This is a genomic window from Pedobacter frigoris, from assembly GCF_005116445.1.
Lineage (GTDB): Bacteria > Bacteroidota > Bacteroidia > Sphingobacteriales > Sphingobacteriaceae > Pedobacter > Pedobacter frigoris.
In genome coordinates, this window is the sequence record NZ_SWBQ01000003.1 from 615,387 (window position 1) to 630,916 (window position 15,530).

The 15,530-nt window shown below is 40.1% G+C and carries 8 protein-coding genes; 3 read left to right on the plus strand and 5 right to left on the minus strand.

Annotated features, from left to right (window positions below):
* Positions 1 to 565 precede the first annotated feature (565 nt).
* Positions 566 to 1,783 carry an MFS transporter gene (locus FA047_RS13490; RefSeq protein WP_136836579.1) on the minus strand — a complete coding sequence of 406 codons (1,218 nt, stop codon included), beginning with the start codon at positions 1,781 to 1,783 and terminating at the stop codon, positions 566 to 568.
* Between the two features lie 75 nt (positions 1,784 to 1,858).
* Positions 1,859 to 3,484, minus strand: coding sequence for an ATP-binding protein (locus FA047_RS13495; RefSeq protein WP_136836580.1), 1,626 nt, complete (start codon positions 3,482 to 3,484; stop codon positions 1,859 to 1,861).
* Positions 3,485 to 3,964: 480 nt separating this feature from the next.
* Between FA047_RS13495 and clpB the strand changes: the two genes are divergently transcribed.
* Positions 3,965 to 6,568, plus strand: a complete 2,604-nt coding sequence (clpB, locus tag FA047_RS13500; protein ID WP_136836581.1) for an ATP-dependent chaperone ClpB — start codon at positions 3,965 to 3,967, stop codon at positions 6,566 to 6,568.
* A 78-nt stretch (positions 6,569 to 6,646) separates the two neighbouring features.
* Here clpB and FA047_RS13505 read toward each other — a convergent pair whose 3' ends face one another.
* On the minus strand, positions 6,647 to 7,852 hold the full coding sequence (locus FA047_RS13505) for an MFS transporter (protein WP_136836582.1): 1,206 nt from the start codon (positions 7,850 to 7,852) through the stop codon (positions 6,647 to 6,649).
* Positions 7,853 to 8,048: 196 nt separating this feature from the next.
* Between FA047_RS13505 and FA047_RS13510 the strand changes: the two genes are divergently transcribed.
* Together FA047_RS13510 and FA047_RS13515 are read left to right on the plus strand one after the other, a co-directional pair.
* The gene (locus FA047_RS13510) at positions 8,049 to 10,331 is read left to right on the plus strand and encodes a glycosyltransferase family 4 protein (protein ID WP_136836583.1); all 2,283 of its coding nucleotides are present in this window, start codon (positions 8,049 to 8,051) and stop codon (positions 10,329 to 10,331) included.
* Positions 10,332 to 10,343: 12 nt separating this feature from the next.
* Entirely contained in the window at positions 10,344 to 11,354 is a 1,011-nt protein-coding gene (locus FA047_RS13515; RefSeq protein WP_136836584.1) for a glycosyltransferase family 4 protein, read from the plus strand.
* A 27-nt stretch (positions 11,355 to 11,381) separates the two neighbouring features.
* On the opposite strand, the gene FA047_RS13520 is transcribed toward FA047_RS13515, so the two are convergent.
* Positions 11,382 to 12,848: a glycoside hydrolase family 130 protein gene (locus FA047_RS13520; RefSeq protein ID WP_136836585.1), complete on the minus strand. Its 1,467-nt coding sequence runs from the start codon at positions 12,846 to 12,848 to the stop codon at positions 11,382 to 11,384.
* 105 nt (positions 12,849 to 12,953) lie between these two features.
* Positions 12,954 to 15,458, minus strand: coding sequence for a S9 family peptidase (locus FA047_RS13525; RefSeq protein ID WP_136836586.1), 2,505 nt, complete (start codon positions 15,456 to 15,458; stop codon positions 12,954 to 12,956).
* Between the last annotated feature and the right edge of the window lie 72 nt (positions 15,459 to 15,530).

Genomic DNA, 15,530 nt, shown 5'->3' on the forward strand with positions numbered 1-15,530 from the left:
TCGCAACAGTTATGAATCAACGCACTGCAAAAGCCTACCCATAAAATAACCCAGGGCTTTTGTCCCTATCTTTAAGTGTGTTATTTAAAGACGATAATCTAAATTAACTATTGATTTATCAATCACCTCTTAAAACACTACACAAACGATTGCGCACAAACTGAAAACCGCAGGAAAGCTATTTTTTGAATGATTATTTTTTCTTATAAAGATATTAATCCGCTACATTTATCTGATTTACAGAGTATTTCATCATCTTTAAGATCAAAAAAGCCCGTTTTTTCATTTTTTACAATGCAAACGTTTGAGTAATATAATGTCGACAGTGGTTTCCAGCACTCCGGCACAAGTGACCAGTCAGTTTGAACAGTAGCTGTGCTGTATATTGGAGTTACTTTTATATTAGTTTTATATTGCTTCTTTTTTGCTAAAGCAAAACAATAGCAAAAGAGAAGCAAAAGAATAGCAAAAGGATAGCAAAAGAAAACTACTGCACAATACCAGTTCATGCTGAGCAGATCTTGCAATTACAAGAGCGTTGAAAGCGCCAAAATCAAAATGCGATTTAATTGGAAAGCCTCATTTTCTTCATGACAAAATAAAATCCTATGGCTGTAAGAATGAGTGCGGCGACAGTACCCCACCAAAGCGTATCAAAGCCATAAGCCGCCGCTATTCTTGTTCCCACAAAAGGTGAAAATATATGGGCAGCAGAAAAAGAAAGCGAATTAATCCCCATATATGCGCCCCGCTTTTTAACAGAAGACCTTTGCAAAGTGATTGTTGCCATGAATGGCATAGCAAGAATTTCTGAAATACAAAACACAAACATAGCAATATACAGCACCCAAATCCCGTGAGCAAGGTTAAGAATCATGAAGGAAATTGCACATAATATTGCTCCCCAAACAATTATTGCCAGTGATGTAAAACGCTTTTCAGCGATATGGACAAGGAGCATTTCTAATGAAAATACAACCAGGCCACTAAAGGCCAGGATGATACCTATCTCCGCTTCAGACAACAGGTAAACTGTTCGGTAGTACAATGGGAGCGTGCTTAGCAGTTGAAAAAAACAAATTGCAAAAACACAGCAAAGCAGGCTAAACAGCATAAACAGCCTATCTTTGTAAGGGGACCTATCCACATGTTCGCCCTCTTCCTCTTTCGCTTCTTCCTTTATGGTTTTCTCATTCCCCTTGCGATTACGGAAATAAATATAAAACAATACCGCGGAGAAAAACGCAGCTATTGCATTTCCGTAAAACAAGAAAGTATAAGAAACCGCAGCTAAAAACCCTCCTAAAGCCGGACCAATAGAAAATCCCAGATTTAATGCCATTCTATTTAATGAAAAAGATCTGATCACATTGTCTGGCTTGGAGTAATAAGCTATGGAAACAGAATTTGCAGGTCTGAAAGTCTCAGAAATAATGCTCAGCATAAATACACCTATTGCCATAGTAACTACCTTATCCAGTTCAGGCAGCAGAAAAAACATCGGTACAGTGAGAATCAGACTTGTCAGTTGCACTTTAAAATGGCCTATTTTGTCGGTAAGCCATCCTCCAAGAAAAGATCCGGCAACAGCTCCAATGCCAAAACAACTTAATATAGTACCAGTGTCTTCTAATGTAAACTGAAGATGATTGATCATATAAACCCCTAAAAAGGGGATTACCATAGCTCCGCTCCTGTTGATGAGCATCACCAATGCAAGCATCCATGCAGGTGTAGATAACCCGCGATAGGCATCCAGATACAGACGTATAAACTCTCTCATTTAGCCCTCAAAGTTCGGAAAATTTAAATAGAATCTATCGCCAGGCGATATCTTTTATCTAATCAAAATGTGTTCTTAGTTAAGAGAAATCCCTCTCGACTTAGCCACCTTCAGCAAAACTTCAAACATTTTTTCCGGTGCAAATGGTTTATTAAGAATATCATATACCTGTATTGCGGCAAATTTTTGCTTCACTGCAGCCATGATATCTGCGGTAAAAATGATTGGGTGTATATCCTGATATTTGTTGCGAATAATCTCAGCGAGTTCATAACCATCCATACCTGGCATGTGCAAATCAGACATTGCAACGTGATAGTGATTTTTTTCTATGAGCTTTAGCGCCTCTCTACCGTCATGCGCACAATCAGCCTGAATACCAAAATATTCCATTTGCTTCCGTGCCACCATTAAATTTATTGAGTTATCCTCTACGAGCAGTACTTTTAGTCCGACGAGCTGATCTTTAAAAACAAAGCAGGCTGGCGCTTCTGTGGATTCGTCAATACTTTGGTTAGCAGCTATCTCCAAATCCAGGTCAAAATGGAATTCAGAGCCCCTTTCTACTTTACTTTTTAAATACACCCTGCTGTTGTGGAGTCCGGCTAGCTTTTGTGTAATGGCCAAACCAAGACCAGTACCTGAATGTTCACGCCTTGTTGATTGCTGAACTTGTTTGAAACTTTCAAATACATGCTCTTGTAATTCATCCGGTATACCCATGCCCGTGTCTTTTACTGCAAAGTGTATTAGTGCATGATTGGATTGCGTAGAAAGCAGCTTCAATATAAGAGTTACCTTTCCATGATCCGTAAATTTTATTGCATTGCTGATTAAATTATTCAGCATCTGGCTCAAACGGATGGGGTCAACAATGAGTTTACGGGGAATGCGGCTATCAATGACACACTTGAGTTGAATATCTTTAGATTTGGCGAAAGATTTAAATTGATTTTTAATATTTTTCACCAATTTTAACAAATCAACCTCTGTATGAATCAGATCCAGTTTCTCGCTCTCCATTTTCGTTAAATCCAGGATATCATTGATGAGTTGCATCAAATGATCTGCGGAAAAAATGAGGTTGCCAATGTATTCCTTTTGATCTGCCGTATGGTTCAATTTCAATAGGTTGGCGATTCCAATGATTCCATTCAACGGCGTCCGGATTTCATGGCTCATGACAGACAAGAATTCCGATTTGGTTTTTGACGCCTTCTCGGCAATATTTTTAGCCTCAGTCAGCGCGGCATTGCTAATTTCCAGTTGTTCTGTTGCCTTTACTAAGGCGAGATCGGCTAGTTTGCGCTCCGTGATGTTTTCTATACTCAATACCAGCAGGTAATCCTCCAGCTTTTCTGCAATTACCACTGGCTTTATTCTGGCTTTAAACCATTCGTTAATTTCAGGATTTAAATGCGGATATTCTACGTCCTGCACCATACCTGTTTTAATAGCCTCATTTACCGGGTTGCTGAAGGTAACGGAAAGGGGGCCTAGTACTTCCATTATTGTTTTACCGAGAAATGCCTCTTTCGGCATAAAAAGCATGCGCTCATCAGATGTCCATACATGTCTAAAGGTTTGATTACCATCGATTTCAAATACGATATCTTCTAGTGAAGTAATGAGGGATTGCAAATGGGCTGTTAATTCCTCGAGCTTTTCCTTACCGAGCTCACGAGCGCATGCTTCATTCATATGATAAACAATACATTATTATACTTCATTCAATCTTTGACGTGGATAGTTATTATCAAATCAGTTGCCAAAAGTCAGATTACCACAATTCTACTTTTTTTAGCTAAAAAAACTTTGAAACAATGGTTTATACGCGGTTTGCTGCAAAATAGTATTTGAAAGCACAAAACGTGATTATCCCGGCAAAACCCCAAACCGTAAAGGTTTTACCCCGATTTTTAGCTGCTATTTTTGCCCAATAACTTATCAATAGGCTCCAACTTTTTAAAATATAGATAAACTTACCATCACTAAAAGGAAAATCTCAGTAAATTCCAGTAAAAATAACCTGAATTAAACTGAACTTTTGATAATGAGCCATTTTTTCAGCATAAACCACTATTTACCAGTAATTTAGTCATAAAAAAACGATCTCTACAGACAAAATTTCCGATTTTGTACATAAAACTAAGATGGCATCTGCTTTGTTTAATGCTTGCCATGAACTTCAACAATTTTACTATAAAAGCCCAGGAAGCAATTCAACAGGCTTCCGAAATAGCCCAGGGCAATCAGCAGCAGGCTATTGAGACCGCACACCTGTTAAAAGGTTTGCTAACTGTTGATGAAAATGTAGTGTCTTATGTCCTCAAAAAATTAAATGTGAATCTGAATGTTTTAAACCAGCATTTGGATACACAGATATCAAAATTCCCTAAAGTAAGCGGCAGTAGTCCTTATTTGACTTCCGGAAGCAATTCCGCTCTGCAAAAAGCGCAATCATATCTCAAAGAATTTAAAGATGAATTTGTTTCCGTAGAACATCTGTTGCTCGGTCTCCTGTCCGTTAATGACAATACCTCAAAGCTGCTAAAAGATCAGGGTGTAAATGAAAAAGACCTTAAAAAAGCGATCGTTGCTTTAAGAGGTGACAACCATGTTACCGATCAAAATGCGGAAGCAACATACAATGCACTAAATAAATACGCAAGAAACTTAAACGAATATGCAGAATCCGGCAAGCTGGATCCTGTAATTGGTCGTGATGATGAAATCAGGAGAGTGATTCAGATCTTGTCAAGGCGTACCAAAAATAACCCGATATTAATCGGTGAACCCGGTGTTGGTAAAACTGCTATTGCGGAAGGTATTGCTTTCCGAATCATCAAAGGCGATATTCCTACCAACCTTAAAACAAAAACTGTTTATTCTCTGGATATGGGTGCACTAATTGCAGGAGCTAAATACAAAGGAGAATTTGAAGAACGTCTGAAAGCAGTGGTCAAAGAAGTTACTCAAAGTGATGGGGATATTATTCTCTTTATTGATGAGATCCACACCCTAGTCGGCGCTGGTGGTGGGGAAGGTGCTATGGATGCAGCAAACATACTGAAGCCAGCCCTGGCCAGAGGCGAGCTGAGAGCAATCGGAGCCACAACGCTGGATGAATATCAAAAATACCTTGAAAAAGATAAGGCTTTGGAACGCCGCTTTCAGAAAGTAATGGTAGATGAACCAGATACTCAGGATGCCATTTCTATCCTGCGGGGATTAAAAGAGCGTTACGAAACCCATCATAAAGTGCGTATCAAAGATGAAGCAATTATTGCAGCAGTAGAAATGTCGCAGCGATACATTGCCGATCGTTTCTTACCGGATAAGGCCATAGATCTCATGGATGAGGCAGCTTCAAAGCTGCGTCTTGAAATGGATAGCGTGCCGGAGAAAGTGGATGAGTTGAACCGTAAGATCATGCAGCTCGAAATTGAACGTGAAGCAATCAAACGGGAGAATGACACTCAAAAGGTAAAATCATTGGGCGAAGAAATTGCGAATATGTCGGCAGAGCGCGATGAGATCAAAGCCAAATGGCAGGGAGAAAAAGACCTGGTAGATAATATAAATAATGAACTGGAACAGGTAGAAAACTACAAACTGGAAGCCGATCAGGCAGAACGTGCGGGAGACTATGGAAAAGTTGCTGAGATTCGTTATGGCAAGATCAAGGAAGCGCAGGATAATGTGGAGAAGCTAAAACTTCAGCTGGAGGGTCTGCAAAGCGAAAGCCGTATGCTGAAAGAAGAAGTTACTGCAGATGATATTGCAGGTGTGGTGGGCAGGTGGACCGGCATTCCGGTGACTAAACTGGTTTCAAGTGAACGCGAGAAATTATTGAACCTGGAAAATGAATTACACAAACGTGTTGCCGGACAAGATGAAGCCATCGAAGCTATCTCTGATGCCATTCGCCGTTCCAGAGCAGGTTTGCAGGACAAACGTAAACCTATCGGATCTTTTATTTTCCTGGGGACTACCGGAGTTGGTAAAACAGAATTAGCCAAAGCACTAGCGGAGTTTCTTTTTAATGATGAGAACGCAATGACTCGCATAGATATGAGTGAGTACCAGGAACGACATGCTGTTTCGCGTCTGATCGGGGCTCCTCCGGGATATGTGGGCTATGATGAAGGCGGACAATTAACGGAGGCGGTACGTAGAAAGCCCTATTCTGTGATCTTATTGGACGAGATTGAGAAAGCACATCCGGATGTATTTAACATTCTATTACAAGTTTTGGACGATGGAAGGTTGACTGATAATAAAGGCCGTGTGGTGAACTTTAAAAACACGATCATCATTATGACTTCGAATATCGGATCGCACTTGATACAGGATAACTTTAAAGCACTTAGTGATGAAAATCGCGATGAAGTGATTGCGAAGACAAAAAATGAATTGTTTGAACTGCTGAAACAGACGATCAGACCAGAATTTTTAAACAGGATTGATGAGCTGATCATGTTTACGCCATTGAACCGTAATGAGCTTAGAGATATTGTAACCTTGCAATTCAGACATGTGCAGGAAACACTTGCAGATATGGGAATAGAAATTGAAGCTTCTGAAGAAGCATTGGATTGGCTGGCAGAATTGGGTTATGACCCGCAATTTGGAGCAAGACCGTTAAAGCGTGTGATACAAAAGCGAATTCTGAATGAGCTTTCAAAAGAGATTCTTTCTGGAAAAGTGAATAAGGACAGCAAGATTAAGCTGGACATGTTTGATCATAAGTTTGTGTTTTTGAATGCGAATGAAGAAGCATAATTAGCACCGTTCGTACACGATTAATAAGTACCGTCATCTCTCGCTATGCTCGAGATGACGGATTTAATGCCTAAAAGGTTATTTCTTTCTCGTTTCTATGTTCGGTAGAAACGCAGTTAACATCCCGATCAAAGGCAGGAATGAACAGATATGAAACACATATTCGATACTGGTGCTATCGGCCAGTTTGCCCAGTAGAGCTGAGCCAATGCCTCCCATCCCAAAAGCAAAACCAAAGAATAGTCCCGCCACTAAACCTACTTTTCCCGGTATCAATTCCTGGGCATACACCAGGATCGCCGAAAATGCAGAAGCTAAAATCATCCCTATTGGTACAATCAATACACCCGTCCAGAATAGATTCGCATAGGGCAATAACAGCGCAAAAGGTGCAGTCCCTAAAATAGAGAACCAAATGACATATTTACGCCCAAACCTGTCTCCCACAGGTCCACCTACCAGAGTTCCTGCGGCAACTGATACCAGAAAGACAAACAGATAAATCTGTGAAGCCTGTACAGAAACATTGAACTTATGAATTACATAGAACGTAAAGTAACTCGTAAGGCTGGCCATGTAAAAATACTTGGAGAAAATCAGGATCAGCAGGATGATCACGGCAAATACAACTTTCTTTCTCGAGAAAGTATTGACAACGCTTTGTGTTTTACCTTTTTGCTGCGCTTTAGTAACCATATAGCCTTTGTACCAATTGCCCACCCTGCTCAATATTAAAATTGCAATGAGGGCAATGACCGAAAACCAGATTACGCTGCCTTGCCCATAAGGTACAATGATCCAGGCTGCCAATAGAGGTCCTAGTGAACTCCCAAAATTTCCACCAAGTTGAAAAATAGACTGTGCAAGGCCTCGCCGGCCGCCAGAAGCAGCGTGTGCCATCCTTGAAGCTTCAGGATGAAAAATGGATGATCCCGTACCGACGAGAGCAACCGAGATCAGCATCATGTAAAATCCCGTGGATTGTGACAAAGTGACCAGTCCGAGTAATGTAAAACCCATACCTACAGCGAGTGAATAAGGTTGGGGATTTTTATCGGTATATAAACCCACAAAAGGCTGAAAAAGAGAGGCAGCCATCTGAAAGGTAAGCGTGATTAGACCGATCTGTGTAAAGGTAAGGTGATAGGAGTCTTTGACCACCGGGTAAATTGCCGGGATTAGCGACTGGATAGTATCGTTTAAAAGATGAGAAAAACTGATTGCGAAAAGTATAGGAAATACAGTTTTTTCGACTGTGTTTCGCGTAGCAGAGGTAGAATCCATTGGACAATTGTTATTAAACCGCAAAGGTAGGTATTCAGTTAATCCATTCTGAAGATATTTCAAACAAACCTGTTTCAAATACCGGATTTTGTTTAACAAAAGACAAAATTACCTGAATAAAACCAATTCCAGGAGAACATTATGGGCTTATGGTTGTTATTCTGTATAGTTTCAATTATTATAATTTACAGATCAAATGAAAATTGCTTATATTTCTTCTTACCCGCCACGTGAGTGTGGTATTGCGACGTTTAATCAAAATCTATTAAAAGCGATTGGTTATAATAAAAATGCTGTATCTGAAGATAGTTTTGTGGTAGCAATGAATGATACCGAATCTTTGGATGAATATGAATATCCTAGAGAAGTTAAATATATCATCAGACAGGAAAACCAAAAAGATTATATCCGTGCGGCAGACTACATCAATACCAGTCTGGCAGATGCCTGTATACTGGAGCACGAATATGGCATTTTTGGCGGTGAAAACGGGGTTTATATCCTTCCTTTTATAGCTCGTCTTCAAAAGCCGTTAATCACCATCTTTCACACGATATTAAAAGATCCCAACTACATGCAGCTTACTGTACTTAGGGAAGTTGCCAAGCATTCATCGAGAATTGTAGTGATGAGCCACCGTGCGGTAGGTTTTCTAACCAGTATCTACGGTATTCCCTTCGAAAAGATACAATTGATTGAACATGGAGTTCCCGATCTGGAACCCAAAACAGACAATCCGGTTAGGCAATCACTCGCTTTTAAAGGGAAAAAAGTATTATTTACGTTTGGTCTAATCAGCCGTAATAAAGGACTGGAGACAGTGATAGAAGCGCTACCGAAGATCGTTGCTCAAAACCCTGATGTGATGTATGTCATTTTAGGCACGACACACCCCGGGGTAATCAGGAATTCCGGAGAGGAATATAGAGATAGTCTGAAAAGGCTGGCGCGAAAACTAAATGTAGAAGACAATATTACGTTTGTCAACAAGTTTGTATCCGAAGAGGAACTTCATGACTATCTGACGGCGTGCGATATGTACATCACGCCATACTTAAACGAAGCACAGATCACCAGCGGGACTTTATCATATGCCATCGGAGCTGGTGCAGCAGTCATCTCTACTCCATACTGGCACGCACAGGAACTTCTGGCTGATAATAGAGGCCGGTTATTTGATTTTAAAGATTCGGAAAGCCTCGCAAATATTGTCAATGAATTATTTGCTGATAAAAATAAACTCCAGCAACTTAAATCGAATGCATTTGAATACGGACTGCATTTGCGGTGGCCGACTACCGGTGAGGTATTCGTGGATGTACTTGACGAAGCCATTGCGAAGTTCTTATCTGAAAATGAGCAAGGTGGCAAACCTATTATCGATCCAGACATGATGCCTACTTTTAGTCTGGCACACATTCAGCGGCTTACTGACGATACAGGCATCGTACAACATGCTAAATATGGGATTCCCAACCTGAAAGAGGGTTACTGCCTGGATGACAACTCCAGAGCACTAATACTGACCATTCTGGCGTATCAACAAAATAAAAGCAAAGTTGCTTTAGAACTATTGCCGATTTACCTGAGCTACATTCAATATATGCAACTGGAGGATGGAAATTTTAGAAATTTCCTGAGTTTTAAACGTGAGTATCTGGACGAGGTTGGTTCAGAGGATTCTTTTGGCAGAACGATATGGTCATTGGGTTATCTGATCAAGAATGCGCCCAATAATTCTTACAGAGAATTTGCGAAAGACCTGTTCTTGAAGTCGGTTCCTCACTTTGCACAACTGAAACATTTACGCGGAATTGCCAACACCATGATTGGGCTGTCGAATTTCATGAAAGCACATCCTTATGATGAACATATAAGAAATCAGTTTGATCAATTGGCAACCCCTTTAAAAGATGCTTATAAAGCTAACAAAGAAGGTCACTGGCATTGGTTTGAAGAAAAGATGACTTATGACAATGCCATATTGCCACTTGCTTTATTGTGCCATTATGAAATCACCAAAGATCAGGAGTCTATGGACATTGCTTTGGAAAGCATGGAGTACCTCACTCAAAAAACACTAATCAAAGGGTACCTTAACCCTGTTGGTAATGATGGGTGGCTGTACAGAGATAGTGGGGAAATGGCGATATATGACCAGCAGGCCATTGAAACCATGGCCATGGTGCTGATGTATTTTAAAGCCTACGAAATCACACATGACCTGGTTTACATCAAACAAATGTACCTTAGTTACCAGTGGTTTTTAGGTGAGAACAGCTTGAGATTACCCTTATTTGATTATGAAACCAAGGGATGTGGTGATGGTTTGCAGGAATTTGGCATCAACCGTAATCAGGGAGCTGAAAGTACACTGGCCTATTGGATTTCCCATCTTATCGTTTTAAAAGCCCTGGAATCAGAATATCAATTCATACAAAGCAGCGACTTGACAGCAGCACAGAAACAGGAATTTTAAAGCCAGTTTACTATGAAAATCGCGGTATTGGCACCAATAGCCTGGAGAACCCCTCCCCGACATTATGGGCCCTGGGAACAAATGGCCTCTAATTTAACGGAGGAACTGGTAAAAGCAGGAATAGAAGTGACTTTATTTGCTACCGGAGATTCGGTGACCGCCGGATCTCTGGATGCGGTTATAGCGCAGGGATATGAAGAAGACAAGTCGGTTGACGCAAAAGTGGCAGAATGCCTTCATATCAGTAACTTGATGGAAAAAGCGGCTGAGTTCGACCTGATCCACAATCATTTTGATTTCCTCCCCCTTACTTATTCTAAATTGGTTGATAAACCCATGATCACAACTATACATGGGTTTTCATCTGAAAAGATCGTTCCTGTTTACAAAAAATACAACAGAAATACCCATTATGTTTCAATCAGTAATTCAGATCGCCATTCCGAACTGGATTACCTTGCCACGGTATATAATGGAATAGTTACAGCAGAGTTTGACTTCGTTGCGCAGCCGGAAGATTATTTACTATTTTTTGGCAGGATTCACCCCGATAAGGGCACAGCCGAAGCGATTGAAATTGCGTTAAAAACCGGAAAAAGGTTGTTAATTGCCGGTATCATCCAGGACGAACGTTATTACCTCGAAAGAGTGGAGCCTTTTTTGGGAAAATCTGTAGAATTTTTAGGTGCGGCCGGCCCTGAAGAACGCAATGAATTGTTAGGAAAAGCAGCGGCTTTATTACACCCTATTAATTTTGAAGAACCGTTTGGTCTCAGTGTAGCGGAGGCAATGACTTGCGGAACCCCTGTAATCGCCTTCAACAAAGGTTCAATGCCTGAACTGATCATTGACAAGAAAACGGGTTTTCTGGTAAAAGATATTGAACAGGCAGTTCAGGCTATAAAAATGCTGCTTCCCGGAATCAACAGGAAGAAATGTAGGGAACATGCTATTGCTAAATTTTCAGCAAAAAAAATGGCAGAAGACTATTTAGCCCTCTACCATCAGATTTTAAATAAGTAGATCGAAAATTATCCTGAATAAACCGCGTCAGGCTTTATCTCCTTTGAGTTTATTCAATAACAACTCTAGGTTTACTGTTGCAAAGGATGAGCAATAATCAGACAAGCCATAAGGAATCACCAGTAAATCATTGTGCACGATAGCTCCGCAAGAGTAAAGTACATTGGGCACATAACCCTCTCTTTCGTCTGTATTTGGAATAACCAGAGGTTCACTTAACCTACCTATTTCAATAGAAGGGTCATCAAGATCAAAGAGACTTGCACCAAGGCAATATCGGCGCATCGGACCGACGCCATGCGTAATCATCAGCCAGCCTTCTGCCGTCTCGATGGGCGAACCACAATTACCAATTTGTATAAATTCCCATGGGAACTTTGGTTCTTGCAGCATCACCGGATTGTCCCACACGGTCAGTTTATCAGAATACATCAGGTAATTATTAAACCCGTCGATCCTGGACATCATCACATATTTGCCGCCAATCTTTCGGGGAAATAATGCCAGGTTTTTATTCTGTGCTCCTATTCCATGAAGCGGACTAATCTTAAAATCATAAAAATCCGTCGTTTGAAGTAGCTTAGGCATAATCATCGCTCCATCGAAAGCGGTATAAGTTGCATAATAAATTACAGAACCATCGTCCTTTACAAAGCGTACAAACCTTGCATCCTCTATTCCTTTACGTTCAAATTCTGAAATCGGAAAGATAACACGGTCTGAAATGTCTGTGTCTCTTGAAAAACTGATCTCATGGTAAGTATCAGATAACCACAATATCTTATCATATTCAAGCTTGCTAAGGTCGTTTTCCTGAAGGTTTTTACCGTCGAGAATAACTTTCCGAAGTGTAGCATAGTCAAACTTATCCTGAAGCTTGGTGCCCACCTCATCCAATACCTCTATATCTATTTTTGAGTCTGCGGCTTTTTTAAGGAACAACTTCTTATTATATACAGCATTTTTAATTACTTCTGCCTCATCTATATAATTACCAGCAGGGATAACCGTAATGTCATTATGACGATCAATTAGTGCCCGTCTGAAGACTACAGAGGAAATGTGTCCTTCACCTACAGCTCTGAAGCTGAGAATCAATCTTCTTTCGCCCTCTACTAAGTCTGATTGATCCGGATCTTCTACTACCGAAGGATTGAAAAACGCAGCGGATTCAATAGAATACTCATGTGTAAAATAAGACCCTAGCAGTAACTTCCGATATTTATCGATGTCATCGAAATCAAATCCTGCACGCTCTACACAGTTCCTGATCTTCTTGCTGTGACGGATCAATATCTTAGTTATATTCCTGTGTCTCTTTGAGTATTCCTGCAATAAGGGAGAAATCAGACCAAATACATCTTCATCTGAAAGGTTCATTACATGCTTTACGACCTCTACTGCCCGCTCCTCTCCATTGAAAAAAAATCTCGCTATTACTCTTTTTGGGTCTGGATAAACTTTAACCGGTTTTCGTTCTATTGATAATCTCATATGCTAATAACGTTTTAGAGGGGTATAAAGGTTTTATGAATATAATTTTTTTTAGGCTATTTACAAAAAAAGCCCTGGATGATACCAGGGCCTTTTCTATTTTCATTATCTTTTTCGCTCGACTTCTCTATCCATCTCCAGGATGCTCACCTCTTCAGATTGTGAGAAATCTCCGATCAGGTATTTATTAAAGTGGTCAGCCAGTTTCCAGAAGGTGTATTCTGTTAGATCTCCGAAAGCATGACGCTGCCCAGGAACCATGACCAGCTCAAATCTTTTACCCGCTTTCATTAAAGCATTGGCAACCCTTATCGTATTTGCAGGATGCACATTATTGTCCACATCGCCGTGCATCAGCATCAGGTGACCTTTAAGATTCTTGGCCAAATCAGGATTTTTATCAATGCTGTATGTGAAAGTGGTATCCCCTTTTGCAGTCACCACCTCTTTGATCCCATGATGTTTTTCACTCCACCATCTGTTGTAAATGCTGTTATCATGATTTCCAGCATTAGAAACTGCTGCTTTGAAGAAATCAGGGTAAACCAACATTGCTGCCGTCGACATAAATCCACCTCCCGAGTGACCGGTTATACCTACTCTTTTGGCATCAATGAATGAATACCTATCTGCCAATTGCTCTACTGCAGCTTTTTTATCTGCCAATCCATAGTCACGTAAATTTCCATATCCGAAAGTATGGTACCATTTAGAACGTGCAGGGTTACCTCCACGGTTACCTACAGTAATAACTATATAACCAAACTGTGCCAGCCTTTCCGTTCTGTCCATGCTCCTGCTGAATGATTTATTTACAGCCTCTGTTTGAGGACCAGGATATACATACTCTATAATTGGATATTTCTTATTGGGATCAAAATCAAATGGCTTATACATTACGCCATAGATATCCGTAATTCCATCATCAGCTTTTACTTTAAAGGGCTCAGGAAACTTATATCCTGTAGTCATTAATAGAGAAAGATCTGCTGTTTCCAGGTTCATCACTACCCTACCATTGTTATCCATAAGCTGGGATTTTGGAACCGTATTCACTCTCGAAAAGTTATTTACAAAAAACTTATTGTCATCATCCATGCTCACAGCATGATCGAAATCACCAGGATTCAACAACTTCATCCCCGAACCATCAAAATTAATGCGGTATAAATGTAGGTAGTAAGGATCTTCTTTAGCTTCTCTTCCGTTCGCAGTAAAATAAAGTACACGGTTCTTTTGATCGATATTCACAATGCTTTCACAATGGAATTCACCCTTGGTAATCTGATTCTTCAATTTCCCCTTACCATCGAACAGGTAAAAATGGGCCCATCCATCGCGTTCAGACCAGTGAATGATTTCGTTACCGTCATTTACAATGCCGGGGCGGCTTATTTCAACATATGTGTTGAACCGCTCATCGATCAGAGGAGCTACTGCACTTGTATTGATCTCTACTGTACAAACATCTACACGTTTCAAATCACGACTGGTGCGCTGAAAATAGATTTTATTATTGTTACCAAGCCAGATTGAAGGCCTGAATTCATTGTCGCGGTCTTTATTCAGCATGGGAGCTCCCCAAACTGATACAGTCTGGTCTTTAAAAGCAGAGATATTCAACTTTTTAAAGGTTTTTGACGCAAAATTAAACAGCAGTATTTCGGTAATCGGAGATTCTTTTTCCCCTGGCATCTGATATTTATAAGTTTCCAATGTTGGTCTTCCCGAAGCCACGCTGTTAATTACCCAAAGATCTTTTACTTTGCGTGAATCTGTTCTGTTTAATACAAAATGTTTAGAATCCGGAGACCACATGACCCAGGCACCACGTCTTTTCTTTTTATTCTTTTCATTCTCCTCTTCGCCATCGTCATCGCCACCACCTCCATACGCATAGAATTTTACACCGTCTTTGGTGAGCTGGTGCTCCACAATTGTACTATCGTCTTCATTTTTAACTGCTTTTTTATAGTTTTCCTTATCCATCCAGTACAGGTTATAATTTCTAGAGAAAACAATAGCAGATGAATCAGGAGCTACAGATCCCCAGGATGGTTTGGCCTTTGGTTTACTATAATTTGGCACCTCCGTAAGCTTCTGTGTAGCGATTACATAATTAAAGAAAAAGATTTTCTTCTGCATTGAATCCGCAGCCTTCTTATCTTTTCTATCTTTTTTCACTTCATCAATAGTACTTCTCACCTCAAAAGTGATGTTCTTCTCGTCCGCAGAAAATTTCAGGTTTTCCAATGGAAGATGCTGTGCATCAAATGGATCACGAACAATAGTAGTGATATCTGCCGCCAATTTAGCGTTATCAAATATTTTACTTTTACTCTTTGAAACCGGGTTTACCATATACCATTCTTTACCGTTTGGCGTTTCATATACGTACCAAAAGCGGTTACTCAACTTTAGCCAATGAGGATCTACGGCAGTTGAATAAATGATCTTCCTCAATTTGTTTGGCGAAAATCGAGAAGCCAGCTGATAGTTTGCCTTTGGAGCAGGTGCAATAGCTTCTGTAATGGTTAATGTTTTAGTTTGAGCAGTTGCATTAAAACATGCAAAGAGCATTAATAAAAATAAAATGTAAAGTCTATTCATTTGTGTTTTAATTAAGCCGACTAAATTATTGATTAATAACAAAGAGAGCTGGTTTTATTTGTAATAAATATG

Coding starts and splice junctions, on each gene's coding strand:
- FA047_RS13490 (WP_136836579.1), bottom strand. CDS start 1,783: ATGAGAGAGTTTATACGTCTGTATCTGGATGCCTATCGCGGGTTATCT.
- FA047_RS13495 (WP_136836580.1), bottom strand. CDS start 3,484: ATGAATGAAGCATGCGCTCGTGAGCTCGGTAAGGAAAAGCTCGAGGAA.
- clpB (WP_136836581.1), top strand. CDS start 3,965: ATGAACTTCAACAATTTTACTATAAAAGCCCAGGAAGCAATTCAACAG.
- FA047_RS13505 (WP_136836582.1), bottom strand. CDS start 7,852: ATGGATTCTACCTCTGCTACGCGAAACACAGTCGAAAAAACTGTATTT.
- FA047_RS13510 (WP_136836583.1), top strand. CDS start 8,049: ATGAAAATTGCTTATATTTCTTCTTACCCGCCACGTGAGTGTGGTATT.
- FA047_RS13515 (WP_136836584.1), top strand. CDS start 10,344: ATGAAAATCGCGGTATTGGCACCAATAGCCTGGAGAACCCCTCCCCGA.
- FA047_RS13520 (WP_136836585.1), bottom strand. CDS start 12,848: ATGAGATTATCAATAGAACGAAAACCGGTTAAAGTTTATCCAGACCCA.
- FA047_RS13525 (WP_136836586.1), bottom strand. CDS start 15,458: ATGAATAGACTTTACATTTTATTTTTATTAATGCTCTTTGCATGTTTT.